The sequence below is a fragment of the Mycobacterium sp. TKK-01-0059 genome, from assembly GCF_000709305.1.
Lineage (GTDB): Bacteria > Actinomycetota > Actinomycetes > Mycobacteriales > Mycobacteriaceae > Mycobacterium > Mycobacterium intracellulare.
Map to the genome: position 1 here is coordinate 2,248,477 of NZ_KL446993.1, position 23,016 is coordinate 2,271,492.

Consider the following 23,016-nt stretch of genomic DNA (forward strand, 5'->3'; position numbering starts at 1 on the left):
CCTACTCCCAGGTGTGCACCGGCTCGTTGGCGTGCATGTACTCGCAGTAGCGGCGCAGCATCTCGGCCAGCGCGGCGGCCCGCCCCATGCCCGCGTCCTGCAGGGCCCGCACGGTGGAGACCTGCCAGGTGGCGCCGTTGCGGCCCGCGCGGGCGCGGCCCTCGATGACCCCCAGGAACCGGTCGCGGACCTCGGGGTCGACGCCCCAGCGCCGCAACCCGTCGTCGGCCATCGGCAGCAACGTGTCGAGCACCAGGTCGCGTGCGCTCACCTCCCCGAGCCCGGGCCAGTGCAGCCGGGCGTCGATGCCGTGGCGCGCCGCCGCCAAAAAGTTGGCCTCCGCCACCGCGAAATCCAAGTGGTCCCACAACGGGCTGTCCGCCTCGGACAAACTGCGCAGCATCCCGTAGAAGAAGGACGAATTCGCCAGCATGTCAACGACTGTCGGTCCGGCCGGCAACACCCGATTCTCCAGTCGCAGATGTGGTCGCCCGTCGACCACGTCGTACACCGGGCGATTCCATCGGTACACGGTGCCGTTGTGTAGCCGCAACTCGGACAGCTGCGGGGTGCGCCCGGCGGCCAGCTCGGCGACCGGATCCTCCTCGGACACCTCGGGCAACAGGGACGGGAAGTACCGGATGTTCTCGCGGTACAGGTCGAGGACCGAGGTGATCCACTGTTCACCGAACCACACTCGCGGGCGCACGCCTTGGGTTTTCAGCTCTTCGGGTCGGGTGTCGGTGGATTGGGTGAACAGCTCGATGCGGGTTTCCGCCCAGAGTTGATGGGAGAAGAAGAACGGCGAGTTGGCGCCCAGCGCCAGCTGCGGACCGGCGACGATCTGCGCGGCGTTCCAGTTGGCGGCGAACGTCTCCGGGGCCAATTGCAGGTGCAATTGCATGCTGGTGCAAGCGGATTCGGGCGCTATCGTCGCGGCGTGCCAGTTCAGCGGTTCTGGGCCGTCGATGTCGATGGGCAGGTCTTCGCCGCGGGCGGTGAAGATCGAGTCGTTGAGGGCGGCATACCGCGTCGACTCGCTCATCCAGTCGTGATCGAGGTGTTCGGGCATCAGCGTGGGCAGGATGCCGATCATGACGATGTGCGCACCGTCGGCGGCGCCGGCCTTGATCTCGGCCTCGTTCAGGCTGGCCCGCACCTCGGCCTCGAGATCCAGCCCCGTGTGTCCGGGCAGCGCGTGCGGCGGGACGTTGAATTCGATGTTGTAGGCGCCCAATTCGGTCTGGTACGCGGGATCGCCGATGGCGTCCAGGACGTGGCGATTGGACATGGCCGGCTGGTAGTCGGCGTCGACCAGGTTGCACTCGATCTCCATGCCGGTGAGCGGCTGGTCGGAATCGAAGCATGACTGGGCGAGCATCGTCTCGAACACGTTCAGACACGCCTGAACCTTGCGCCGGTATTCGCGGCGGTGTGCGCTGTCGTACGTGGTGCGCTTGACCTCTTCGCCCACACCGCAGATGCAACAGGGTTACCGCCCGTAACGCAAGCTCTGCGGCGTCGCGGTTGTGGCCTCGCCCGCCGGGCGGGTAGACCATGATGGACTTTTGCCGCAAAAGTGTCAGAGCTCACGGGTGGAGGAGAGCAGTTGGCCGAGTTCGCCGAATTCGTGGCCGCCATCGACCAGGGGACGACCAGCACGCGCTGCATGATCTTCGATCACGAGGGTGCCGAGGTGGCCCGCCACCAGCTCGAGCACGAACAGATCCTGCCCCAGGCGGGCTGGGTCGAGCACGACCCGGTCGAGATCTGGGAGCGCACCTCCTCGGTGCTGACCTCCGTGCTCAACCGCGCCAACCTGGCGCCGAAAAACATTGCCGCGCTGGGTATCACGAACCAGCGCGAGACGACGCTGGTCTGGAACCGCAAGACCGGACGGCCCTATTACAACGCGATCGTCTGGCAGGACACCCGCACCGACCGGATCGCGTCGGCACTGGAAGGCGACGGCCGGGGCGAGGTGATCCGCCGCAAGGCGGGACTTCCCCCGGCGACGTACTTCTCGGGCGCAAAGCTGCAATGGATCTTGGAGAATGTCGACGGGGTGCGCGACGCCGCGGAGCGTGGCGACGCGTTGTTCGGCACCCCGGACACCTGGGCGTTGTGGAACCTGACCGGGGGTCCGCGGGGCGGCGTGCACGTCACCGACGTGACCAACGCCAGCCGGACCATGCTGATGAACCTCGAGACCCTGGACTGGGACGACGAGTTGCTGTCGTTCTTCGCGATCCCGCGCGCGATGCTGCCGCGGATCGGGCCGTCGTCGTCGCCGCAGCCCTACGGGGTGACGGCCGAGACCGGCCCGGCGGGGGGAGAGATTGCGATCACCGGCGTGGTGGGTGACCAGCACGCGGCGATGGTGGGGCAGGTGTGTCTGGCCGAGGGGGAGGCGAAAAACACCTATGGCACCGGCAATTTCCTGCTACTGAACACCGGCGAGACGATCGTGCGGTCCGACAACGGGCTGCTGACCACCGTCTGCTACCAGTTCGGGGACGCCAAACCCGTTTACGCACTTGAGGGTTCGATCGCGGTGACGGGCGCGGCCGTGCAATGGCTGCGCGATCAGCTGGGCATCATCAGCGGGGCCGCGCAAAGCGAGGCGCTGGCCCGCCAGGTCGACGACAACGGCGGCGTCTATTTCGTCCCGGCGTTTTCCGGGTTGTTCGCCCCCTACTGGCGATCCGATGCCCGGGGCGCGATCGTGGGGCTGTCCCGATTCAACACCAACGCGCATCTGGCCCGGGCCACCCTGGAGGCGATCTGCTACCAGAGCCGCGACGTGGTAGACGCGATGGCCGCGGATTCCGGTGTGCGCCTTGAGGTTTTGAAGGTCGACGGCGGTATCACCGGCAATGACCTGTGCATGCAGATCCAGGCCGACGTGCTGGGCGTGGACGTGGTGCGTCCGGTGGTCGCCGAGACGACGGCGCTGGGCGCCGCGTACGCGGCCGGCCTGGCCGTGGGGTTCTGGGCCGACCCGGCGGACCTGCGCGCCAACTGGCAGGAGGGCCGGCGTTGGTCGCCGACTTGGAGCGACGAGCAGCGCGCCGAGGGGTACGCGGGCTGGCGCAAGGCCGTGCAGCGGACCCTGGATTGGGTCTCCATCACCTGAGGTGACCCGATCCAGGGTCCGCTGGCTCGGAATCAGTCTTCGCCGAGGATGCCGTAGATCTCGCGCCGCGCGTTGTTGAGAATGTCGACGATGCGCTGCTGCTGCTCGGCGGAAGCGGTGTGGGCGGACTGCCCGACCGCGCCGAACAACTGGCCGACGGCCGCCCTCAGGCTCATGTGACCGGGGTCCGCACCTTCGGTGATCTCGTCCCACGGCGGGGTCTCGATCTTCTCGGCCGCCCCGCGGCCCTGCTCGGTCAGCTCGAAAAGCTTCTTGCTGCCCGCGGATTCGCTCGCGGTGATCAGGCCTTCGTCGTCGAGCAGCTGCAGGGTCGGATACACCGAGCCGGGGCTCGGCTTCCACAGCCCGTTGCTGCGTTCGGCGATCTGCTGGATCATCTCGTAGCCGTGCATCGGCCGCTCGGCGAGCAGCGTCAGGATGGCCGCCCGCACGTCACCGCGCTTGCCGCGGCCCGGGCCGCCACGGCGCCAGGCGCCGCGCCGTCCGCCGGGACCGAAACCGAAACCGGGGCCGAAGCCCGGCCCGAATCCGGGACCGAATCCGAACGGGCCTTCGTAGCCACCCGGGTGGCCGCCGCCGGCGTGGTCGCGGAGATGTTCGCGGAAGTCCCGCCTGGCCTGGCGCCGCGCCTCGTGCAGGGCGCGCCGGTCGACCGGGCCGAAGCCGAATCCGAAACCGGGCCGGCCGCCGAATGGTCCCTCGGGGGGAGTGAATGGGTTGCTCATTTGTGTCCTTACGTTGGTGGGTCGCGCACCCAACGTGCGCTTCGGAATATCACGATATATCGGAAACTAACGCGATGCAACTGGATATGTTGAAAGATATCGGCTAGCGAAGCTGACCTGCGGAAATCCGCGCCCATCCACGCCGCCCAAACCCGCGGGCCGGTTTGCAGAGGCCAGACGGCGGGTAGGAACTGTGGGATGGACGCTGACAACGACGTGACGGTCGATCGCACGGCCGCCGGTGCGGCCCCATCCGGGGACCCCGGTGGTGCCCCGCGCCGGAACGTCTGGCCCTGGGTCAACTGGGGCTTGGCGCTGGCGACGGTGCCCGCCGCGGCGATCGTGATGCTGTTCGCGCTCGGTGGCGTGCTGAGCACCGCCGGTTGCAGCGACACCAGCTGCCCCAACCTGGGCCACGGCGGCATCGACTTCGGCGTCGCCTTCTACGGCGCGCCCGCGGTGGCCGTCGTCGTCATCGTCATCTCGGTTTTCACCGCCAAACACCGCGGCGGCATCGCGGTTCCGCTGCTCGGGTGGGCGCTGCTGGTCGCCGACGTCGTCCTCATGGCGGCGAGCGTCGCCCGCTAGCCGCGCTGCGTCAGTGCGGCGGTGCGAAACCGTCCGGAGGCGCGCCGTAGCCCGGTCCCGGGGCGGGTCGGCCCGGCTCCGGCCACGGCGCCGGGTACCGCGGCGGCGCGCCCGGTGGCATGGGCGGCCAGCCCGGCGCCTGGGCGGTCGGGCGCAGCCGGGCCAGTTCGCGACGGTGCCGCTCGGCGAGGACGGCGGCCAGCACCAGTTCCGGCGGGGCCCCGGGGGGCGGGGGCGGCGCAATGCGCGCCACGACATCACCGGCGATGCGGTACGCCATCTGAGTGCGCAGCTGGCGGTCGAGTTGCGGTGCGCGGGAAAGGAATTGGCGCGACACTTCGGCTTGACCGACGGACAGTCCCGACAGCTGCAGCGACGCCGCCCACCAGGCCAGCGCCGGAGGCATCGCCGGCGGGGGCCCCAGCCGGGGTCCGCGTTCGTTGACCACCACCGTGCCGGCGAAGATATCGCCAATCCGTTTGGCTTTGGGTGACAGGATGCTGCAGATGATGGCGGGGCTGCCGAAGAGCATCCAGATTTCCACCAGCGAGGCCAGGGCGCGAAACAGCGCCTGGCGGAAGCGTTCTGGGCCGCCGTCGTCGGACACGACGCGCAGACCCAGGGCGATCTTGCCCACCGAGCGTCCCCGCGTCGCGGTCTCGAGGATCAGCGGGTAGCCCACAATTACCAGAACCGTGAATATAAGCAGGATGGCGTTGCTCAGCGCGGTGTCGAACTCGGTCAGGGTGGCGGCCCACAGCATCAGCCCGAGCAGGTAGCCGAGCACCATGACGGCGATATCGATCAGCGCGCTCAACGTCCGCACCGGCAGCTGGGCGATCTGCACGTCCAGCACCACGGCGTCCCCGGTCACCACCGACATAACTTCGAACGGTACAGGCCGGGCGGGTGGGGGCGACCGCACTTGGTCATGCCAGCGGCGCCGCGCCCGCGGGGTGATTAGGCTGCCCAGGGTGGACGTCGACGCATTCGTGCTGGCCCATCGCGGCACGTGGGACCGCCTCGATCGATTGATCGGGCGGCGCCGGTCGCTCAGCGGCGCCGAGATCGACGAACTCGTCGAGCTCTATCAGCGGGTGTCCACCCATTTGTCGATGCTGCGCTCGGCCGGAAATGTCGGGTCGGATTCGATGCTGGTCGGCCGGCTCTCGAGCCTGGTCGCGCGGGCCCGTTCCGCGGTGACCGGGGCCCACGCGCCGCTGAGCAGTACGTTCACCCGGTTCTGGACGGTGTCCTTCCCGGTCGTCGCGTACCGCACGTGGCGGTGGTGGCTGGCCACGGCGGCGGCGTTCCTCGCGGTGGTCGTGGTCATTGCGCTGTGGGTCGCCGGCAGTCCCGAGGTGCAGTCAGCGCTCGGAACCCCTAGTGACATCGAGCAATTGGTCAATCACGACGTCGAGTCGTACTACAGCGAACATCCCGCCGCCGCCTTCGCGCTGCAGATCTGGGTGAACAATTCCTGGGTTTCCGCTCAATGCATCGCGCTGTCCGTCGTGCTGGGGCTGCCCATTCCCTTTGTGCTGTTCGAGAATGCCGCCAATGTGGGCGTGATCGCCGGCCTGATGTTCCCCGCCGGCAAGGGCAGCCTGCTGCTGGGATTGCTTGCCCCCCATGGGCTGTTGGAGCTCACCGCGGTCTTCCTCTCGGGGGCGGCGGGAATGCGGCTGGGATGGTCGGTGATCTCGCCCGGCGACCGGCCCCGGGGACAGGTCCTCGCCGAACAGGGTCGTGCCATCGTCTCGGTGGCCGTGGGCCTGGTGGCCGTGCTCGCCGTCTCCGGGTTGATCGAGGCGCTGGTGACGCCGTCGCCGTTACCGACGGTCGTACGGGTCGGCATCGGCATCATCGCCGAGGCGGCGTTCTTGTCCTACATCGTCTACTTCGGTCGCCGCGGGGTCAAAGCCGGGGAAAGCGGCGACATCGACGACGCGCCGGATGTGGTCCCCACCGGCTGAGCTTCGCGAGACCGCAACTGCGGACGGCCCTACTCGGGAAATGCGTCGGTGGTTACAGTTTCGCGGTGCCGATCACAGGCGCCCGGTCGCTTTCATCGCCAGGTAGTGGTCGGCGAGCGCGGGCGCCAGTTCGGCGGGCGGGGCGTCGACGACCTCCACGCCGCTGCGGCGCAGTCGTGTGGCCATGGCGCCGCGGTCGTTGCGGGATCGCTCGGCCGCGGCGGCGTCGTACACCGCCGCGGCATCCGATCGGCCGGCGGCCATCTGGTCGACCCGCGGGTCGGAAACCGCGGCCAGCAGCAGGTGATGCTTGGCCGACAGCTGCGGCAGCACGGGCAGCAGCCCCTCGTCGAGGGCGGTCGGATTGAGGTCGGTCAGCAGCACCACCAGCGAGCGCCGGCGGGCCCGCAGCGCGATGGCCGAAGCCATTGCCCGCCAATCGGATTCGACGAGCGTGGGCTGCAGGGGGGCCATCGCGTCGACGAGCTGGGCGAGCAGCTCGGTGCGCGACGCGCCGAAGACGCCGGCCCGGCTCACCCGGTCGTGGGCGAGGAAGTCGACGTTGTCGCCCGCCCGCGACGCGAGCGCGGCCAGCAGCAGCGCGGCATCCATCGACCAGTCCAGCCGCGGCCAGCCCGCGGGATCGGACGCGGTGGGGTCGACGCCCACCCGGCCGGCCGCGGTGCGGCCCGTGTCGAGCACGATCACCACGCGCCGGTCGCGTTCGGGGCGCCAGGTGCGCACCACCACGTCGGCGCGCCGCGCGGTCGCGCGCCAATCGATCGAGCGCACGTCGTCACCGACGACATACTCTCGCAGCGAATCGAATTCGGTGCCCTGCCCGCGCACCAGGGTGGGCAGCAGGCCGTCGATCTCGCGCAGCCTGGCCAGGCGCGACGGCAGGTGCTTGCGCGACAGGAACGGCGGCAGCACCCGGAGCTGGCCGGGCACCGATTGCGAACCCTGCCGTCCCGCCAGGCCCAGGGGCCCGATCGATCGCGCGGTGATCACCGTCGCGCGCTGATCGCCGCGGCGCACGGGGTCCAGCCGGGTCGCGACGTGCTGATCGCCCCCGGCCGGGATGTCCACCACATGGGTGCGCGGCCGCGCGCGGGCGCTGGGCGGCCAGGCGTCGCGGACCTGGCCGCGGAACCGCCGCCGGCCGTCGTTGTGGATGGACAGCTCACAATCCACCTGCTGACCGAGCCGGGCGGAGCGATCCGGGGAGCGCACGTAGCGCAGGGCGGTGGTGCGGGCCGCCAACCCGACGTCGACGGCGACGGCGACGGCCAGCGCCACCAACAGGGCCACGAAAGCCGTTGCCGGCCAAGGCGAGACAGCGATGGGCAGGACGCAGATCAGCGCGACCAGTCCCGTGCGTCCGGTCAGGATCACTAGCGGGGCACCGGAACCGACGCCAGAATCCCGTCGAGCACGCCATCGGACGTGGCCCCCTCGAGTTCGGCTTCGGGTCGCAGCATCACCCGGTGCCGCAGCGTCGGGCGGGCCATGGCCTTCACGTCGTCGGGGGTGACGTAGTTGCGGCCCGACAGCCAGGACCAGGAGCGCGCGGTGGCCAACAGGGCGGTCGCCCCGCGGGGGGACACGCCCAGCTGCAGCGCGGGGGAGGATCGGGTGGCCCCGACGATGTCGACGATGTAGCCGAGCACCTCGTCGGCGACCAGCACGTGTCGCACGGCGTCGCGGCCGGCGGCCAGGTCGGCCGGCCCCGCCACCGGCTTGATCGCCGACAGATCGCGGGGATCGAAACCGTGCGCGTGCCGGTGCAGGATGGCGATCTCGGCGTCCCGCGGGGGCAGCGTCACATTCAGTTTGAGGAGAAAGCGATCCAGCTGGGCCTCGGGCAGCTGGTAGGTGCCCTCGTATTCGACCGGGTTCTGGGTCGCGGCGACGATGAACGGGTCCGGCAGCGGCTGGGGTTCGCCCTCGACGCTGACCTGGCGCTCCTCCATCGCCTCGAGCAGCGCGGCCTGGGTCTTGGGTGGGGTGCGGTTGATCTCGTCGGCGAGCAGCAGGTTGGTGAACACCGGACCGGGCCGGAACACGAACGCGGCGGTGCGCGCGTCGTACACCAGGGAACCCGTCACGTCGCCGGGCATCAGGTCCGGCGTGAACTGCACCCGCTTGAACTCCAGCTGCAGCGCCGCGGCCAGCGCCCGGACCAGCAGCGTCTTCGCCACTCCCGGAACGCCTTCCAGCAGCACATGCCCGCGGCACAGCAGCGCGATCACCAGGCCGCTGACCACGCCCTCCTGCCCGACGACGGCCTTGGCGAGCTCGGCGCGCAACGCCAGCAGCGCCTCGCGAGCGGATTCGGCGGTGGGAGACGAGGCGGTATCGGCTCGCGGAGCGGAAGGGGACTGTGTCACGGGCGTGCGACCTGCCTTTCGATGTCGTCGAGCGCACGGGCAAGTTGTAACAGGTCGTGGTCGGTCGTCGGGGGCGGACCGAACAGATGGTAGGAGACGAACCCCGGATCCGAACCGGTGCGCTGGGCCGCGGTGGACACCACGGTCGCCGGGTCGGCGCCGGCGCCCAGGCCGAGCCGCGGCAGCAGCCGCTGCAGTGTCGCCGTGCGCAGCGCCGCGGCCGCGCGATCGCGTGCCCGCCGGGACCGATACAGCCGGCCGCGACCCTCGACGGTCTCCGACGCGCGCACCACGACGGGCAACTCCTCGGCCACCAGCGGGCCGGGGCGGCGGCCCTTCCACGCGGCGACCAGCAGCACCACCAGCGCCAGCTGCCACACGATCCAGCTCACGTTGGGTGGAATCAGATCGAAAAGCGATGCCTTGGTGGAGGTTTCACCCTCGACGTGATGGGGCGCGTACCACACCAGCCGGGGGCGGTCGCCGGCCAGGTTCATCGCGAGCGCCGCGTTGCCCGCGTGCAACAGGCCGCCGTTGGTCATGAAGTCGGTGCTTCCGACCGCGGTGACGACCCGCCCGCCGTCCCGGAAGCGGATCAGCGCGCCGTCGTAGCAGCGGGTCATCGTCCGACCGTCCTTGGCCTTGAAGGTGTTGGTCGGGCCGAACCGCACCGAGCCCGACCGAACGGCTTCGCGCAGCGTGCAATTCGGGTCGCTGTCGAAGCCGCTGGCGCCGGATACCTCCACGCCCGGCAGCAGCGCCCCGCGGGCCCGCGTCGTCGGTTCCACCAGCAGCAGGTCCGAACGGATCCTCGTCAGCCGGTCGGTCACCGCGTCGGTCAGGTACTGGCTCTGTGCCACCAGGATCAGCGCGTCCGGGCGCGCCGCCCGTTCGACGTCGGCGATGTTGTCGGCCACGACGACGTCCACACCGGCGTCGCGGAGCAACTCCACCAGCGCGTGGGCGCCGTCCGGGCCGGTCGACGCGGGATCCATCCGCGCGCCGGGGCGCGGCGCGGTCAGGTAGGCATCGACGCCGGCGATGACGGCCAGCACCAGCAGGGTGACGACCACCCAGCGCCACGAGCGCCGGCGCCGGGGCGCGGTCTGGGTGCGGGCATCGCTGATCGTGGCCATCACCGCACCTGCGCCCACGACTCGGGGACGGCGGGCCGCCCGGCCTCGGCAGGGACACCCTGCCAGCGGGACCGCAGGTGATCGTCGAGGTCGGCGATCATCTGGTAGGCGGCCCGGGTTCCGGGCTGCTCGCCGTAGGTGACGTCGTTGAAAGCCGTTGCCGCTTCGGACAGTTCGCCGGCCAGATGGGGCAGCGCGGTGCCGGCGTCGCGAGCCAGCTCGTTGGCCGTGCGGCCGGGGGCCGCCGCCAGCACACCGGTCTCCTCGAGCTGGCGGGCGACGGCGCGCAGCCGGTGGCGTATGGCCGCCGCCCAATCACCTTCGGCCGCATAGCTTTCGGCCGTCGCGCGATGCTGGGCGGCCGTCAGCTGCGCGGCTTCGAACAGCAGCTGGTCACCGCCGCGGCGGGCGCGCATGGTGCGCCGCGCGACGTGGACGGCAACAAACACCGCGACCGCCAGCAGGATCAAAAGCACTGTCGCCGTGAACCATCCGCCCGGCACCGTGGCGGTCTTCTGCAGCATGCGGTATATCAGGTCGTTGAGCCAGTCGAGGAACTGGTCGGCCGCCGACCCCTTGGAATAGATGGGCTTGTTGAGTTCGTCCTGCGCGGCGCGGTGCGCGGCATCGCGGTCGATGTCGATGGAAGGCATGCTCAGCTAGTCCTCGCTCGGCCGTTACAGCGGCCGCGTGAGCCAGAGGTTGTCGGTGGACGCGGCCGCGTAGGGCCCCTGGGCGGCGCCGGTCTGCAAGACCAGGTCGAACGCCTCGGCGCGCATCCGGCGGTCGGTGTAGAGCAGGACGATGACTCCGGCGTTGAACGGTGCGGTGATGATCTCGCCGATCGCCGCCCCGACGGAGAGGATCGCGGTGCTGATCAAAAAGGCGGTGCCGGACGAGGTGATCTGGAAAAACTGACCGACGATGCTGAACGGCACCGCGACGGCGTTGGCGACGATCGAGGCCACCAGGAAGGTGAGCGTGCGGATGCCCAGCACTCGCCAGAACCCGTTGCGGATCAGCCTGAACGATCGGGTGATCGCGTCGAGCACGGGCAGCCGTTCCAGCACGATCAGCACCGGGGCGAACAGCACCACGGTGTACAGGTACACCAGCGCCGCGAGGACGACCAGCACCAGCGGGATGCCGAGCACCACGGCCGCCGCGGCGCTGCCGATCGCCGCCAGCACCCCGATGATCACCGCGACCAGCCCGGCCAGGGCCGCCACCACGACGGCCTCGACCAGGGCCAGGCCGAGCAAGGCCGGTAGCCGCCCGCGGATCCTGGTCCAGGTTTCACCGATGGTGATCGGCGACCCGAACACCGCCCGCCCGACAATGACGGTGAGCATTCCGGACAGCAGCATGCCGCCCAGCCAGCCGACGAGGAGGCCGGCCCCCACCGACGCCGTCCACGCGCCCAGGACCCCCGCGGTCAGGGTGTCGGGCTCGCCGGTGGTGGTGAACCGGTCGTGGGCGGCCAGCGGTCCGAAGAAGGCGACCTTGGTGATGATCTGCATGACCACGACGACGATGGCGGTCAGACCCAGCGTCGCTTTCGGATTGGCGCGCACGTAGCCGACCGCGCCGTTGAAGATGTCGCCGAGGGTCAGCGGGCGCAGCGGGATGATGCCGGGCTTGACCGTTCCGTAGCCGGGTGGCGGGCCGAAGGCGGGTGGGGTGCCGTAGCCCGGCGGCGGCCCGTAGCCGGGTGGGACGCCGTGGCCGGGTGGGGGCGGATAGCCCGGCGGGGGACCATAGGTCGGGTAGACCGGGGGCGGGCCGTATTGAGGTGGCGGGCCGTATTGAGGTGGCGGGCCGTATGCGGGCGGCGGGCCAACCGGATGACCAGGCGGCGGCGCGGTCACCGAACGCTGAGGCCTTGCAAACTAGCTCCGCGGCCGGGCGCATCGTTCGTCATGGGCTCCATCCTGTCGGCGGTCGTGGCATTTCACAATGTTGACCGGCATTGGCCGGCATTGACCGCGTTGTCCCCCGCGCCCGCGCGTAGCGTCTCACACATGGCGGAACTCAAATCCCGGCTCCGGGCGGACCTGACCGCGGCGATGAAGGCCCAGGACAAGCTGCGAACGGCCACGCTGCGGATGCTGCTGGCCGCGATCCAAACCGAGGAAGTGTCCGGTAAGCAGGCCAAAGACCTCACCGACGAGGAGGTCATCAAGGTGCTGGCCAAGGAATCGCGCAAACGCGGCGAATCCGCCGAGATCTACACCCAGAACGGGCGGGGAGACCTGGCCGCCAACGAGCACGCCGAGGCCAGGATCATCGACGAGTACCTGCCCACCCCGCTCACCGAGGCCGAGGTGGCCGACGTCGCCGACACGGCGATCGCGCAGGTGGCCGAGGAAATCGGCGAGCGCCCCGGCATGAAACAGATGGGCCTGGTGATGAAGGCCGCCACCGCGATCGCGGCCGGCAAGGCCGACGGCGCCCGATTGTCGGCCGCCGTCAAAGAGCGCCTGTAGCCCGACCGGTTCGGTGGACTCGTTTGCCCTCGGGGCAGCCGGGTACCCAACTGCGCATGACCAATTTTGGCTACACTTTGATGACCGAGCAGAGTGGACCCAAAGAGCTTGTCCAGTACGCCATTTCGGCCGAACAGCGCGGTTTCGACTTCCACGTCTGCAGTGACCACTTTTCACCGTGGCTCAGCTCGCAGGGGCACGCGCCCAACGCCTGGGCGGTCCTGGGTGCGGTGGCACAGGCCACCGAACGGGTAGACCTCTACACCTACGTGACGTGCCCGACGATGCGGTATCACCCGGCCATCGTCGCCCAGCAGGCCGCCACCGTGCAGATCCTATCCGACGGCCGGTTCACGCTGGGCCTGGGCAGCGGCGAAAACCTCAACGAGCACGTCGTGGGCAGGGGCTGGCCGGCCGTCACCCGCCGCCAGGACATGCTGCGTGAGGCCATCAAGATCATCCGGGAACTGTTCGGCGGGCAGCTGGTGGACTTCACCGGCGACTATTTCCAGGTCGACTCCGCGCGGCTGTGGGACGTCCCCGACGTCCCGGTCGGCATCGGGGTGGCCATCGGGGGCACCAAGGCGATCGACAAGTTCGCCAAGCTGGCCGACCACCTGATCGCAACCGAGCCCAAGGCCGAACTCGTCCACGGCTGGCACGGCGCCCGGCAGGCCGCGAACCTCGCCGGCGGCGGCCGGGTGATCGGCCAGATACCGGTGTGCTGGGACCCCGACCGTGACACCGCCGTCAAGCGCGCGCACGACCAGTTCCGCTGGTTTGCCGGCGGCTGGAAGGTGAACGCCGACCTGCCGACCCCGGCCGGTTTCGCCGGCGCGACCCAATTCGTCCGCCCCGAAGACGTCGCCGGCACCATTCCCTGCGGCCCCGACCTCGACGCGATCGTCGAAAGCGTCCGGCCCTACTGGGAAGCCGGATTCACCGACATAGCGCTCATCCAGGTCGGCGGGGACACCCAGGAGAGGTTCCTCAAAGAGGCCGCCGAGCCGTTGCTCGCCGCGCTGCGCGAGGCAGCGAACTGATCGGCGGACAGGCGATGACGAGCGACCAATCGGACGGCACCACAGCCACATTGGTCTCCGCGCTCGGCGGTGCCAGCTTAGCCCTGGGCATCAGCGAACTGGTGGCGCCGAGTCGGGTCGCCGCGATCGCGGGTGTCGACGACACCGCCCGGTCGCGCCGGGTGATCCGCGCGCTTGGGGTGCGCGAATGCGGCCACGGCGCGGCGCTGTTGGGGGGCCCCGACAAGCTGGTATGGACCCGTGTGGCCGGGGATGTCCTGGATATGGCCCTGTTGATCGCGGGTGTGGCCGCCCGCGGCCCCGGGCGGCGGCGCCAGGGCATCGTCTGCGCCGCCGCCCTGTCCGGGATCGCCGGCCTGGACCTCTACACGGCGATGCGAACTCTTTGATCCGACGCGAATCGTCGATCGCAGGAAGGAAAACGGCGATGTCAAACGAATTGCAAGGAAAGAGAATAGCTTTTCTCGCGGCCGACGGCGTGGAAAAGGTTGAGCTCGAACAGCCGCGCGCGGCGCTGCAAGAGGCCGGGGCCAAGGTCGAGGTGCTCTCGCTCAAGGACGGCGAAATCCAGGCCCGCAACCACGATCTCGAGCCCGCCGGGACCTTCGCCGTCGATCGGAAAGTGTCCGAGGCGTCGGTGGGCGAATTCGACGGCCTGGTGCTGCCGGGCGGCACGGTGAACCCGGACAAGCTGCGCATGGACGACGACGCCGTCTCGTTCGTCCGCGATTTCGTCAGCTCGGGCAAACCGGTGGCCGCCATCTGTCACGGACCCTGGACCCTGGTGGAAGCCGGTGTGGCGGTGGGCCGGACGCTGACGTCCTACCCGAGCATTCGCACGGATCTTCGCAACGCGGGCGCCCAGGTGGAAGACGACGAGGTCGTCATCGACGGCAATTTGATCTCCAGCCGGTCACCGTCGGACCTCCCCGCGTTCTGCGCGGCGATCCTCAAACAGTTTGCCCAGGCGACGGCCGGTTAGCCGCGGCGATGCCGGGCCGGTCGGTTTGAATGCCCCGGTTTGCGGGCATCATCCCGCCAAGCCGTGATCAGCGGCTATCCGTATAGGGTTCTCGAAAGGCCAACCGTGACGACCACATATCCCGAGCCCGCCGTCTTGCCCACCCAGAACGTGTATCGGCCGCAGGAGGACTCCAGACTGCTGGTCGATGTGATGCACGAGACCGGTCTGATCCCGGGACGGCGCGTTCTGGACCTGTGCACCGGCAGCGGTTTCGTCGCGATAGCGGCGGCGGAGATGGGTTGCGCCGACACGACCGCCTTCGACATCTGCCCGCAGGCCGTTCGCTGCGCCCGGGAGAACGCCGCGGCTGCCGGAATCGACATCGACGTTCGCGAGGGGTCGTGGATAACCGCGGTGGAGTGCGCGCCGTTCGACGTGGTGGTGTCGAATCCGCCCTACGTGCCGACCCCGCCCGGTGCCGAGCTGGAAGAGATCTGCCCGGAAGCCGGACCGTCGTGGGCCTGGAATGCCGGCCGAGACGGACGCCTGATCCTCGACCCGCTGTGCGAGTCGGCTCCGAAGTTGTTGCGCGACGGTGGATCCCTGCTGATGGTGCACTCGGCACTCGCCGGTGTCCAGCAGTCGCTGGATTCCCTCAAGTGGGCCGGTATGGACGCGGCAGTGGTTGCCTCGAAATGGATTCCGTTCGGCCCGGTGATGACATCCCGGGCGCAGTGGTTGGAAGACGTCGGCCTGATACCGCGCGGACGCCGGGAAGAGGAACTGATCGTGATTCGGGCCGAAAAGCGATGAGTCCCACCAGGGTTCAGGTGGTGCCCAACGGCCCGGTGCTGGTTTCGGGTCCGGTGCGCATCGAGATGCCCGGCGGCGAGGTCGTTCAGTCCGACCGGTTCATGGTGGCGATCTGCACCTGCCGTCGCAGCGGCAGGTACCCCTTGTGCGACACCAGCCACCGCAGATGCAAGCGCCTGAGCAAGACGACCGCTACGTCAGCGGCCGCCGCAACGACGTCCGATCCTGCTTCCACGACGCCATAATCGTTTCCGCCAAGCGGTTTTCGACCGCGGCGTGCGCGCGGATCCCGAAGATGACGTCCTGCTCGAGCTGCGGCTCCCGGGCGACGAGATCGCCGACCACATCCGCGCGCACGACGTGTTCGTGTACCGCGTCGGCCTCGACGTGCTCGCTGTAGAAATTGATGCAGGCCGCGGGCGCCTGCAAGCGCTCCAACGCCCGCACCATGCGCTGGGATCCGGGCGGCGAGGTGATCTCGGTCGACGCGAAGTGCCCGATCGCGGCGCCGCGCAACGAGCGGTGCAACCCGAACAGCGACATCAGATTGACCACCGCCAGCGATTCGGGGGGAACCGCGTCGACGTAACCCCAATACGTCGCGTCCAGCCCGGCCGCGGTCAGCAGATCGGCGAACAGTTGCTGGTGCAGTCGGGGGCCCTGCCCGGCGCCGTACTCGTCGAACTCCACCGCCACGAAGGCCGCTTTGGCGGTGCCCATCAGGCGCGGGATGGCCCAGGCGTGCGGATCGCCCTCTTTGAGGTGATACAGCGAGCGGTGCACGAAGTATTCGCACATCTGCTGCCACGTCCCGGTGTCACGCAGGTAGTACGACGGGCCGGTGCCGTCGACGGGTTCGATCGAAATCGCTTCCATCTCAGCCGCGGCCGTCTGCTCGGGTTCGATCGGCCCGACGTCGCGGCGCACACCGGCCAAGAACACGCGCTCCAGCTCGGCGCGCAGCGCCAGCAGCGCCGGGTTCCACTCCCACGCGGGGTCGACACCGGCGAAACCGCGGTAGTGCAGCTCGTAGCAGACGGACAGCGCCAGCTGCAGATCCAGACCGTACGGGTCGGAATCGCGCACGGATGCGCCGATGCGCGCGAAATGGTCAACCGACGGCGGGCCCGCCAGCGCGCAACGAACGGCTGTCGACAGGGGCCCGTGTGCCTCGGGCAGGACGGGTTCAGTCATGGTCGATGAGCGGGTCACGCCGGTGACTACCCGTAACCGGGGCCCGGCAAACGGCGCCGCAACACTTTTCGACGCCCACTAGCCGGATTCAGCCGGCAGTCTGAAGGTGATGTCGAGGGTGGTGCCGGTGGCCGCGGTGTCGAGCTGCGTCGCATCGCTGAGCGCCCTGATCAGGGGCAAGCCGCGCCCACCGTTGACCGGGTTGGCGGCCGGCGCCTTCCACGAACCGTAATCGGTGATCCGGGTGCGCACTTCGCCGTCGCCGAGGCTGGCCTCGACCACCATCGTCCCCGCGACGAATCCGCGGTAGGCGTGTTCGACGCAATTGGTGCAGGCCTCGTTGACCACCAGCACGATGTCGGCGGCCAGGTCCCCCGTGATGTGAGCGGCGCGCAGCCAGTCCGCGAGGCGGTGCCGGATGCGAACCAATTGGTCTGCGGTGGCGTCCCTTTCGATGCGTAGCGGCGTCTGGTGGTGGCGGTAGATCACCATCGCGACGTCGTCGTCATAGCCGCCCGCCGGCGCCAGTTCACGAAGCATCTCGTCGGCGACGGTGTCCAGCGGTAGTGTCATCGTCTGCGCCAGAACGTCTGCCGCGCGGGCGATTCCGTCGTCGATCGACTCGTGTTTGCGTTCCACCAGCCCGTCGGTGAACAACATCAGGGTCGAGCCGGGCGGCAGCACCCGGGTGGCCTGCGGGCGCGGTTCATCGCGGCGGACCGCGAGCGGCACCGAAGCGGCGTCGGTCAACAGGGTCGTCGTGCCCGGCTCGGGGCCGATGAGCACGGCTGGCATGTGCCCGGCGTTGCTGTATTGCAACAGCCCGGTTTCGGTGTCCAGGATCGCGAGAAACACGGTGGTGCAGTAGGCGTTCGGGATGAGCGACGCCGCCGAGTCCAGCTGATCGAGCAGCACCGCCGGCTCGGCGCCGTTGATCAACAACGCTCGCGCGGAACTGCGCAGCTGGCCCATGATGGCGGCGGCGGGCAGGCCGCGTCCCACGCAGTCGCCGACGACGATGCCGATGCGGTGCTCGCCGATCGGCAGCACGTCGTACCAGTCACCGCCGATCTCCAAGGGCAGCACCGCGGGTTCGTAGCGCACCGTGAAACCCGGCGGGGGCTGGATGGGCGGGAGCATGGCACGCTGCAGCGTCAGCGACGTCTCGCGGGCGCTCTCGAACTGACGAACGTGCTGCATCGCCAGACTGAGGTGGCTGATCAGCACGGTGACCAGCAGGCGGTCTTCGCCACTGACCCAGCGGGGTGTGCGCAGCTCCAGCCACAACGCCAGGTCCCCGGTGCCGGAGAGCACCGCGACCAATCCCTGGGCCTTACCGGGATGATCAGGTGACTCAACGGTTTTCGCGGTCAGCGGTAGTTGCTGGCGCGCGTCGGAGAAGGTGTGACGCAACCACGGATCCAGCTTGCGCCACGACGTCGCCGCGGGCTCGCCCGCGGTGTGGACGGTCGGGTCGCCCTCGCCGCTGGGCCACATGACCGCGACCACCCGCTGCACGTCGATCGCCGCGCGGCACTCGTCGAGTGTGATCGACAGCAACTCGTCCACGCTCCTGGCCACCGCCACCGCCGTGGCCAGGCGCAACACCGCGCTCTCCCGCGCCGCGAATGCGCGTTCCGCGGTGATATCTCGAACGGTCCCGACGTAGGCGTCGCGATCGCTGCCGGATTCCTTGACCGCGTTGATGCTCACCTTCACCCAGGCGAGATGCCCGTCGCCGTGGCGGATCGGCGTTTCGTAGTCGGCCCTGCCGTGGTTCAGCACCAGGCCGATCTGCTCGGCCGCCGTCTTGGTGTCGACCAGCCACGGGTGCGGCCACCGATAGGGCAAACCCTCGCTGGGAAAGCCGATGATGTCGATGAAGGCGCTGTTCATCTCGATCACGGAGCCCTCGTGGTCGGCGACGAAGAACCCCTCCTGCAGCGAATTCACCAGCGCGTTGCGGAATTTGTCGCGATCTGCCAGCCAATCCGCGCGATCCCGCTGTTCCGCGTAGCGCCTGTTGCCGTCGATGAAGCCGCGCATGGCCACGTCGAGGGGAGCCAGCAGTTGCAGCAGGAACTCCAGCGCGATCGGCCCGTCGATGCGCACGTCCTTCGCGATCTCGAAAACCAGGCGGACGTGGTTCTCGACGATTTCGAGCAGGCTGATCTGATTCTGTAGGGCCGTGCGGCCGAGCTCATTTCCGATCGACAAGTTGGCGTCATCGGGTGAGTCCAGATAGTTGCGCAACGCGGCGGCGTAGCGATCGTGGAAGTCTTCGTTGCCGCTCATGTCGAGGTCCCCCTGTGCCGCGCCGTCAGCACCATCGCGTCATCGGTTTCCTTGGCGCCCTTACCGAGAATCTCTTCCGCGATGGCGACAGCGTGCGCCGAGAAGTCGACGTGACCCAGGTAATCTTCCCCGATCCCGTCGGTGCTCATCACGAGAAGATCACCGGGGCGGATCGAAATAGCCTGTGCCGGACGGATTTCCGGTATCCGGTAGCCGACGATGCCCCCGGTGAGACGGGCACTGGACCGGACATGGACACCGCTGGGCGCTTTGGCCACCAGATCGGCGGTGACGTTGCCGACTCCCGTCCACGTCAGCGTGTTCGCGGCGAAATCCACCCGCGCCAACGTCATTGCCACCCCTCTGGTTCCGGTGAGCAGCCGGTGGCAAAGCTGGATCAGGACTTCGAGCCGCTCGGAACTGTTGTTCTTGACCGCATCGATCGCGCGCAGCGCAGCCTCCGCGGCGGCCGGCCCGTGACCGAGGCCATCCACCAGACCGAACAGCGCGGCCTCGCCGCCGATGGCGACCGAGATGCCCCGGTCGCCGGAGGTGTACTCGCTGGGCAAGGGCCGGCCCGCCCTGGCCCATTCGATGGGTCCGAACCGGCCGCTTTCATGCACGGGGCGGGACCCATTTCCACATCTCGATGACGGTCCCCTGACCGACCGTGGACTCGACGACCAACCGGTCCATCAGGCGGCGCGCGCCCGGCAATCCCATCCCGAGCCCGCGGCCGGTCGAATATCCGTCTTCCATCGCGCGTTCGATGTCGGCGATCCCGGGCCCCTGATCCTCCGCGCGCACCACCAGGGCCTTGCGCCCCTCCCGGTCGGCCACCCCGACCCGGACGGAGCCGCGGCCGGCGTAGCTGGTGATGTTGCGCGCGATTTCGGAGATCGCCGTCGCGATCATGGTGACGTCCGTCAGCGAGAATCCCAGATCGAGGGCGAGCTGGTGTCCCGCCTTGCGGGCGTCGACGATGTCGTCGGGATGGTCGATGGCGACGACGATATCAGCCGCCACCATCGCGCCCGATCGTCGGTTTCCGCTGCGCCAGTTGACGATTCAGAAGGGACAGGCCCTCTTCCAGGTCCAGCGCGGTGTTCATGTCGTCGAACGCCAGGCCAAGCTGGACCATCGCGAACGCCACCTCGGGCTGCAGGCCGACGATCACCGTGTCCGCGCCACGCAGCCGGGTCATGTGCGCGATCGTGCGCAGCGAGCGGGCCGCGAAGGAATCCATGACGTCGATGGCGGTGACGTCGACGATGATGCCCTGCGCGCGGAACCGGCTGACGCGCTCCATGAGGTCGTAGCGCAGCCGTTCGGCGTCGGAGTCTGAGAGCGCGGCCTGCACCGAGGCGATGAGGATCGAACCCTGTTTCAGGATCGGTACTGGCATGCGGCGCTCGCGTTCCTAACCGTCACCCGGTCTGCTCGCCGGTGCGAGTCACCTCGTAACCCAGCAGCCGCTCGGCTTCCTCGATGCCGCCCTGCAGGTCGCCGACCGCGTTCATCTTCGACAGGTCCAGGCCGATCGTCACCAGCGTCAGCGCGATCTCCGAGGACAGGCCGGTGATGATCACGCTGGCACCCATCAGCCCCGACGCGTCGACGGTCTGCACCAGGTGGTTGGCCACGGTCGAGTCGATGGTCGGCACACCGGTGATGTCGATGACCACCACTTTCGCGCGGTTGGCCCGGATGGCACGCAAGAGCTGCTCGGTGACCTGGCGGGCGCGCTGGCTGTCCAGCACACCGATGATCGGCAGGATCAGCAACTGCTCACGCACCTGCAGCACCGGCGTCGAGAGCTCCCGGATCGCCTCCTGCTGCTGGCGGATGATGCGCTCACGTTCCTGGACGAAGCTGACCGCCACGGTGTTGGCGATCCGGTTGGCCGCCGGCTCGTAGGCGTCCAGCACCCGGTTGAGCATCTCGAACTCGGTCTGGTACTTCTCGAACAGCGAGCGGGCCAGCACGTCGCGGAGCAGCAGGACGATGCCGACGACCTCGTCGGTTTCCACGCCCCGTGGAATGATGCGTTCGGACAGGTCGCGGGCGTAGGCCTGCAGCGCCTCGACGCTACCGGTCTCGAGCACCTCGACATAGTTGTCGTAGACGGCCGTGGCCTCGGAGAAGAGCTCTTCGGGCGTCATCGCGGTGAGCAGCTCGGCCTCGGTGATGCGGCGGGCCCATTCCTCCCGCAAAACGGTCCGATTCTGCCGCAGGTGCTGAACGAGCTGAGGCAACAGCCCCTCGCTGGAAATGCCGACGACTTGCGCTGCGGTGCCGGTACTGGTGAAATCCGACGTCGAATCTGACATATGGCCTCCCCAGGCCTCCCGAGTACACGTCACGCACTGCGGTCTGCAGTTCCTTTTTGCGAGACTAGCCTGGGTTGTCGCGGGCCACGTGTAGAGGGCATATTCTTCTCGCAGTTCATAACGCAGGCTAGGGTTGAACCACGCTCGAGGCATTCAAGGCCCAGGACAAAGGATTGCCATTGTCAGCTCCTGATTCGATTACCACGTTGGTTGAGGACCACGACGGCGTTTCCGTGGTCAGTGTCAGCGGCGAAATCGATTTGGTCACGGCTCCTGCCCTGGAACAGGCCATCGGCGCGGTCGTCGCGGAGAGTCCCACCGCACTGGTCATCGATCTCTCGGCGGTGGAGTTCCTGGGCTCGGTGGGGCTGAAGATCCTGGCCGCGACGTACGAGAAGCTGGGCAAGGACACCGGGTTCGGCGTGGTCGCGCGCGGCCCGGCCACCAGGCGGCCGATTCATCTGACCGGTCTGGACAAGACCTTCCCGCTGTATCCGACGCTCGACGACGCGCTGACCGCGGTGCGGGACGGCAAACTCAACGGCTAGCAACCGGGGCGCCGGCAGCCATGGGTGTCGATCATCCGGAAGACGACCAGCAATGGGACCGCAGCCAGCGCGGTGAAACCGAAATCGAACGGCTGGACCGCAATTGGAACAGCCTGCTGCAGGAGTTGCGCGTGGTGCAGACCGGCGTGCAGCTGCTCACCGGGTTCTTGTTGACGCTGCCGTTCCAGCAGCGCTTCGACGTGCTCAGCGGACCGATGCGGATCGTGTACCTGGTGACGGTGGGGTGTTCGGTGGGCGCAACCGTGCTGCTGATCGCCCCGGTCGCCATTCACCGGCTGCTGTTCCGGCGGCACCGCCTCCAGGCGCTGGTGTCGGCCGCGCACCGGTGTGCCTACGCCGGGCTGGCGTTGCTGGGCACGGCGCTGACCGGGGTCACGGCAATCGTCTTTGTCGCGGTGGCCGGGGCGACGGTGGGGTTCATCGCCGGAGCCTGCGCCCTGGCGCTGTTTGCCATCTTCTGGTGGGCGTTACCCCTGACGCTGCGCACGCACGGAATGTAGTCAGCGGCCGGGCGACAACTCCGCGATCCGGGTGGTTTCCAGATGGTCGAGCAGGTCCTGCGGATCGGCGAAGATCGGGGCGGCCCCGGCCTCCTGCAACTCCGCGCGGGAGATGCCGCCGCTGAGCAGCCCGATGCAGGGCACTCCCGCGGCCGCCGCGGCGTGCGCGTCCCAGACGGCGTCCCCGACGAAGACGGCGTGCCGGGCATCCACCCGGGCCCGGTCCAGCGCCACGTGCACGATGCCCGGTTCGGGTTTGGCGGTGTCGACGTCACGGGACGAGGTCGTCTCGGAGATGACGTCATCGCAATCGAGCACCTTGCGCAAGATCGCCAATTCGTCCTCGGGCGCCGAGCTGGCGAGCACGACCTGCAGTCCCAGGTCCGCGACGCGGCGCAGCAGGGCGCGGGCCCCGGGCAGCGGTTCTGACAACGCGGTGATCTCGCGGTAGTAGTGGCTGTGCTTGTCGCTGAGCCGCTCCTGCACGTCGTCGGGCGCGTCGTCGGACAGCGTCCGCACCAGCGTTGAGCCGTCCATGCCGATGCGGCGGTGGATCTGCCACGACGCCACCACGATGCCTTCGGCGTCGAACGCGCGCCGCCACGCGTGGACGTGCAGGTAGTTGGAATCCACCAGGGTGCCGTCGACGTCGAACAGGACGGCGGGGGCGCCCGCATCGGGTCGCAACGTCATGTGGTGGGCATACCCACGCCGGGCCGGGCTGACACCGGCCGGCGGCTGAGCGGCGTGGCGGCGGCGACCCGAGCCGCCGCTCCGTTGCGAATAACGCTGGCATTCAACGGATCTCGCGAGCGACCGCGTTGGGTTGCCCCGGCGGCGTCCGGTCGGC

Annotated in this window: 26 protein-coding genes; 11 read left to right on the forward strand and 15 right to left on the reverse strand. The window is 68.9% G+C overall.

Features of this window, described 5'->3' with window-relative positions; genetic code table 11:
* Nucleotide 1: 1 nt before the first annotated feature.
* Nucleotides 2–1,474, reverse strand: coding sequence for a glutamate--cysteine ligase family protein (locus K883_RS10835; protein WP_020821429.1), 1,473 nt, complete (start codon nt 1,472–1,474; stop codon nt 2–4).
* Between the two features lie 135 nt (nt 1,475–1,609).
* On the opposite strand from K883_RS10835, the gene glpK reads away from it, so the two are divergent.
* Nucleotides 1,610–3,136, forward strand: coding sequence for a glycerol kinase GlpK (glpK, locus tag K883_RS10840; RefSeq protein ID WP_020821430.1), 1,527 nt, complete (start codon nt 1,610–1,612; stop codon nt 3,134–3,136).
* Between the two features lie 32 nt (nt 3,137–3,168).
* Here glpK and K883_RS10845 read toward each other — a convergent pair whose 3' ends face one another.
* Complete coding sequence (locus tag K883_RS10845) at nt 3,169–3,882, reverse strand: PadR family transcriptional regulator (RefSeq protein WP_020821431.1); 714 nt, start codon at nt 3,880–3,882, stop codon at nt 3,169–3,171.
* Nucleotides 3,883–4,080: 198 nt separating this feature from the next.
* Here K883_RS10845 and K883_RS10850 point away from each other — a divergent pair, with 198 nt between their 5' ends.
* Nucleotides 4,081–4,470: a hypothetical protein gene (locus K883_RS10850; protein ID WP_036454458.1), complete on the forward strand. Its 390-nt coding sequence runs from the start codon at nt 4,081–4,083 to the stop codon at nt 4,468–4,470.
* A 10-nt stretch (nt 4,471–4,480) separates the two neighbouring features.
* Here the strand turns inward: K883_RS10850 and K883_RS10855 are convergent, their stop codons facing one another.
* A complete protein-coding gene (locus K883_RS10855; RefSeq protein WP_036454460.1) occupies nt 4,481–5,353 on the reverse strand; it encodes an RDD family protein in 873 nt (290 codons plus the stop codon).
* A 91-nt stretch (nt 5,354–5,444) separates the two neighbouring features.
* Here K883_RS10855 and K883_RS10860 point away from each other — a divergent pair, with 91 nt between their 5' ends.
* On the forward strand, nt 5,445–6,446 hold the full coding sequence (locus tag K883_RS10860) for a stage II sporulation protein M (protein ID WP_020821433.1): 1,002 nt from the start codon (nt 5,445–5,447) through the stop codon (nt 6,444–6,446).
* A gap of 72 nt (nt 6,447–6,518) precedes the next feature.
* Here the strand turns inward: K883_RS10860 and K883_RS10865 are convergent, their stop codons facing one another.
* The 5 genes from K883_RS10865 to K883_RS10885 are packed head-to-tail and all read right to left on the reverse strand — an operon-like array spanning nt 6,519 to nt 11,840.
* Nucleotides 6,519–7,841 carry a DUF58 domain-containing protein gene (locus K883_RS10865; protein ID WP_036454462.1) on the reverse strand — a complete coding sequence of 441 codons (1,323 nt, stop codon included), beginning with the start codon at nt 7,839–7,841 and terminating at the stop codon, nt 6,519–6,521.
* Nucleotides 7,841–8,836, reverse strand: coding sequence for an AAA family ATPase (locus K883_RS10870; protein ID WP_036454465.1), 996 nt, complete (start codon nt 8,834–8,836; stop codon nt 7,841–7,843). Before K883_RS10870 ends, K883_RS10865 begins: the two co-directional genes overlap by 1 nt.
* Nucleotides 8,833–9,972, reverse strand: a complete 1,140-nt coding sequence (locus tag K883_RS10875; protein ID WP_036454467.1) for a DUF4350 domain-containing protein — start codon at nt 9,970–9,972, stop codon at nt 8,833–8,835. Before K883_RS10875 ends, K883_RS10870 begins: the two co-directional genes overlap by 4 nt.
* Nucleotides 9,972–10,625 carry a DUF4129 domain-containing protein gene (locus tag K883_RS10880; RefSeq protein WP_036454470.1) on the reverse strand — a complete coding sequence of 218 codons (654 nt, stop codon included), beginning with the start codon at nt 10,623–10,625 and terminating at the stop codon, nt 9,972–9,974. Before K883_RS10880 ends, K883_RS10875 begins: the two co-directional genes overlap by 1 nt.
* A gap of 24 nt (nt 10,626–10,649) precedes the next feature.
* Nucleotides 10,650–11,840: a hypothetical protein gene (locus K883_RS10885; RefSeq protein WP_036454472.1), complete on the reverse strand. Its 1,191-nt coding sequence runs from the start codon at nt 11,838–11,840 to the stop codon at nt 10,650–10,652.
* Between the two features lie 153 nt (nt 11,841–11,993).
* On the opposite strand from K883_RS10885, the gene K883_RS10890 reads away from it, so the two are divergent.
* From K883_RS10890 to K883_RS26715, 6 genes are all read left to right on the forward strand, one after another.
* A complete protein-coding gene (locus K883_RS10890; protein WP_008263292.1) occupies nt 11,994–12,458 on the forward strand; it encodes a GatB/YqeY domain-containing protein in 465 nt (154 codons plus the stop codon).
* Between the two features lie 56 nt (nt 12,459–12,514).
* Nucleotides 12,515–13,501, forward strand: coding sequence for an LLM class F420-dependent oxidoreductase (locus K883_RS10895; RefSeq protein ID WP_008263293.1), 987 nt, complete (start codon nt 12,515–12,517; stop codon nt 13,499–13,501).
* Between the two features lie 14 nt (nt 13,502–13,515).
* Nucleotides 13,516–13,890 carry a hypothetical protein gene (locus K883_RS10900; RefSeq protein WP_008263294.1) on the forward strand — a complete coding sequence of 125 codons (375 nt, stop codon included), beginning with the start codon at nt 13,516–13,518 and terminating at the stop codon, nt 13,888–13,890.
* A 38-nt stretch (nt 13,891–13,928) separates the two neighbouring features.
* Nucleotides 13,929–14,483, forward strand: a complete 555-nt coding sequence (locus K883_RS10905; protein WP_008263296.1) for a type 1 glutamine amidotransferase domain-containing protein — start codon at nt 13,929–13,931, stop codon at nt 14,481–14,483.
* A 105-nt stretch (nt 14,484–14,588) separates the two neighbouring features.
* Nucleotides 14,589–15,278, forward strand: coding sequence for a HemK2/MTQ2 family protein methyltransferase (locus tag K883_RS10910; protein WP_008263297.1), 690 nt, complete (start codon nt 14,589–14,591; stop codon nt 15,276–15,278).
* Entirely contained in the window at nt 15,275–15,523 is a 249-nt protein-coding gene (locus tag K883_RS26715; protein ID WP_080587974.1) for a CDGSH iron-sulfur domain-containing protein, read from the forward strand. The genes K883_RS10910 and K883_RS26715 overlap by 4 nt, the downstream gene beginning before the upstream one ends.
* On the opposite strand, the gene K883_RS10915 is transcribed toward K883_RS26715, so the two are convergent.
* From K883_RS10915 to K883_RS10940, 6 genes are all read right to left on the reverse strand, one after another.
* On the reverse strand, nt 15,471–16,472 hold the full coding sequence (locus tag K883_RS10915) for an iron-containing redox enzyme family protein (protein ID WP_008263299.1): 1,002 nt from the start codon (nt 16,470–16,472) through the stop codon (nt 15,471–15,473). The two genes, K883_RS26715 and K883_RS10915, sit on opposite strands and share 53 nt — an antisense overlap.
* A gap of 78 nt (nt 16,473–16,550) precedes the next feature.
* Nucleotides 16,551–18,767 carry a SpoIIE family protein phosphatase gene (locus K883_RS10920; RefSeq protein ID WP_014710830.1) on the reverse strand — a complete coding sequence of 739 codons (2,217 nt, stop codon included), beginning with the start codon at nt 18,765–18,767 and terminating at the stop codon, nt 16,551–16,553.
* Complete coding sequence (locus K883_RS10925) at nt 18,764–19,336, reverse strand: SpoIIE family protein phosphatase (RefSeq protein WP_020821438.1); 573 nt, start codon at nt 19,334–19,336, stop codon at nt 18,764–18,766. Before K883_RS10925 ends, K883_RS10920 begins: the two co-directional genes overlap by 4 nt.
* A gap of 46 nt (nt 19,337–19,382) precedes the next feature.
* Nucleotides 19,383–19,793 carry an anti-sigma regulatory factor gene (locus K883_RS10930; RefSeq protein ID WP_014378935.1) on the reverse strand — a complete coding sequence of 137 codons (411 nt, stop codon included), beginning with the start codon at nt 19,791–19,793 and terminating at the stop codon, nt 19,383–19,385.
* Nucleotides 19,783–20,172, reverse strand: a complete 390-nt coding sequence (locus K883_RS10935) for an STAS domain-containing protein (protein ID WP_008263312.1) — start codon at nt 20,170–20,172, stop codon at nt 19,783–19,785. Before K883_RS10935 ends, K883_RS10930 begins: the two co-directional genes overlap by 11 nt.
* A 22-nt stretch (nt 20,173–20,194) precedes the next feature.
* Nucleotides 20,195–21,097 carry an STAS domain-containing protein gene (locus K883_RS10940; protein WP_009954780.1) on the reverse strand — a complete coding sequence of 301 codons (903 nt, stop codon included), beginning with the start codon at nt 21,095–21,097 and terminating at the stop codon, nt 20,195–20,197.
* Between the two features lie 179 nt (nt 21,098–21,276).
* Between K883_RS10940 and K883_RS10945 the strand changes: the two genes are divergently transcribed.
* Both K883_RS10945 and K883_RS10950 read left to right on the forward strand, forming a co-directional pair.
* Nucleotides 21,277–21,645: an STAS domain-containing protein gene (locus K883_RS10945; RefSeq protein ID WP_008263316.1), complete on the forward strand. Its 369-nt coding sequence runs from the start codon at nt 21,277–21,279 to the stop codon at nt 21,643–21,645.
* Between the two features lie 20 nt (nt 21,646–21,665).
* Nucleotides 21,666–22,166: a DUF6328 family protein gene (locus tag K883_RS10950; protein ID WP_009954783.1), complete on the forward strand. Its 501-nt coding sequence runs from the start codon at nt 21,666–21,668 to the stop codon at nt 22,164–22,166.
* Here the strand turns inward: K883_RS10950 and K883_RS10955 are convergent, their stop codons facing one another.
* Nucleotides 22,167–22,859, reverse strand: a complete 693-nt coding sequence (locus K883_RS10955; RefSeq protein WP_014378937.1) for an HAD family hydrolase — start codon at nt 22,857–22,859, stop codon at nt 22,167–22,169.
* Between the last annotated feature and the right edge of the window lie 157 nt (nt 22,860–23,016).

Coding starts and splice junctions, on each gene's coding strand:
- K883_RS10950 (WP_009954783.1), top strand. CDS start 21,666: ATGGGTGTCGATCATCCGGAAGACGACCAGCAATGGGACCGCAGCCAG.
- K883_RS10915 (WP_008263299.1), bottom strand. CDS start 16,472: ATGACTGAACCCGTCCTGCCCGAGGCACACGGGCCCCTGTCGACAGCC.
- K883_RS10880 (WP_036454470.1), bottom strand. CDS start 10,625: ATGCCTTCCATCGACATCGACCGCGATGCCGCGCACCGCGCCGCGCAG.
- K883_RS10850 (WP_036454458.1), top strand. CDS start 4,081: ATGGACGCTGACAACGACGTGACGGTCGATCGCACGGCCGCCGGTGCG.
- K883_RS10845 (WP_020821431.1), bottom strand. CDS start 3,882: ATGAGCAACCCATTCACTCCCCCCGAGGGACCATTCGGCGGCCGGCCC.
- K883_RS10955 (WP_014378937.1), bottom strand. CDS start 22,859: ATGACGTTGCGACCCGATGCGGGCGCCCCCGCCGTCCTGTTCGACGTC.
- K883_RS10890 (WP_008263292.1), top strand. CDS start 11,994: ATGGCGGAACTCAAATCCCGGCTCCGGGCGGACCTGACCGCGGCGATG.
- K883_RS26715 (WP_080587974.1), top strand. CDS start 15,275: ATGAGTCCCACCAGGGTTCAGGTGGTGCCCAACGGCCCGGTGCTGGTT.
- K883_RS10895 (WP_008263293.1), top strand. CDS start 12,515: ATGACCAATTTTGGCTACACTTTGATGACCGAGCAGAGTGGACCCAAA.
- K883_RS10935 (WP_008263312.1), bottom strand. CDS start 20,172: ATGCCAGTACCGATCCTGAAACAGGGTTCGATCCTCATCGCCTCGGTG.
- K883_RS10875 (WP_036454467.1), bottom strand. CDS start 9,972: ATGGCCACGATCAGCGATGCCCGCACCCAGACCGCGCCCCGGCGCCGG.
- K883_RS10920 (WP_014710830.1), bottom strand. CDS start 18,767: ATGAGCGGCAACGAAGACTTCCACGATCGCTACGCCGCCGCGTTGCGC.
- K883_RS10940 (WP_009954780.1), bottom strand. CDS start 21,097: ATGTCAGATTCGACGTCGGATTTCACCAGTACCGGCACCGCAGCGCAA.
- K883_RS10900 (WP_008263294.1), top strand. CDS start 13,516: ATGACGAGCGACCAATCGGACGGCACCACAGCCACATTGGTCTCCGCG.
- K883_RS10855 (WP_036454460.1), bottom strand. CDS start 5,353: ATGTCGGTGGTGACCGGGGACGCCGTGGTGCTGGACGTGCAGATCGCC.
- K883_RS10905 (WP_008263296.1), top strand. CDS start 13,929: ATGTCAAACGAATTGCAAGGAAAGAGAATAGCTTTTCTCGCGGCCGAC.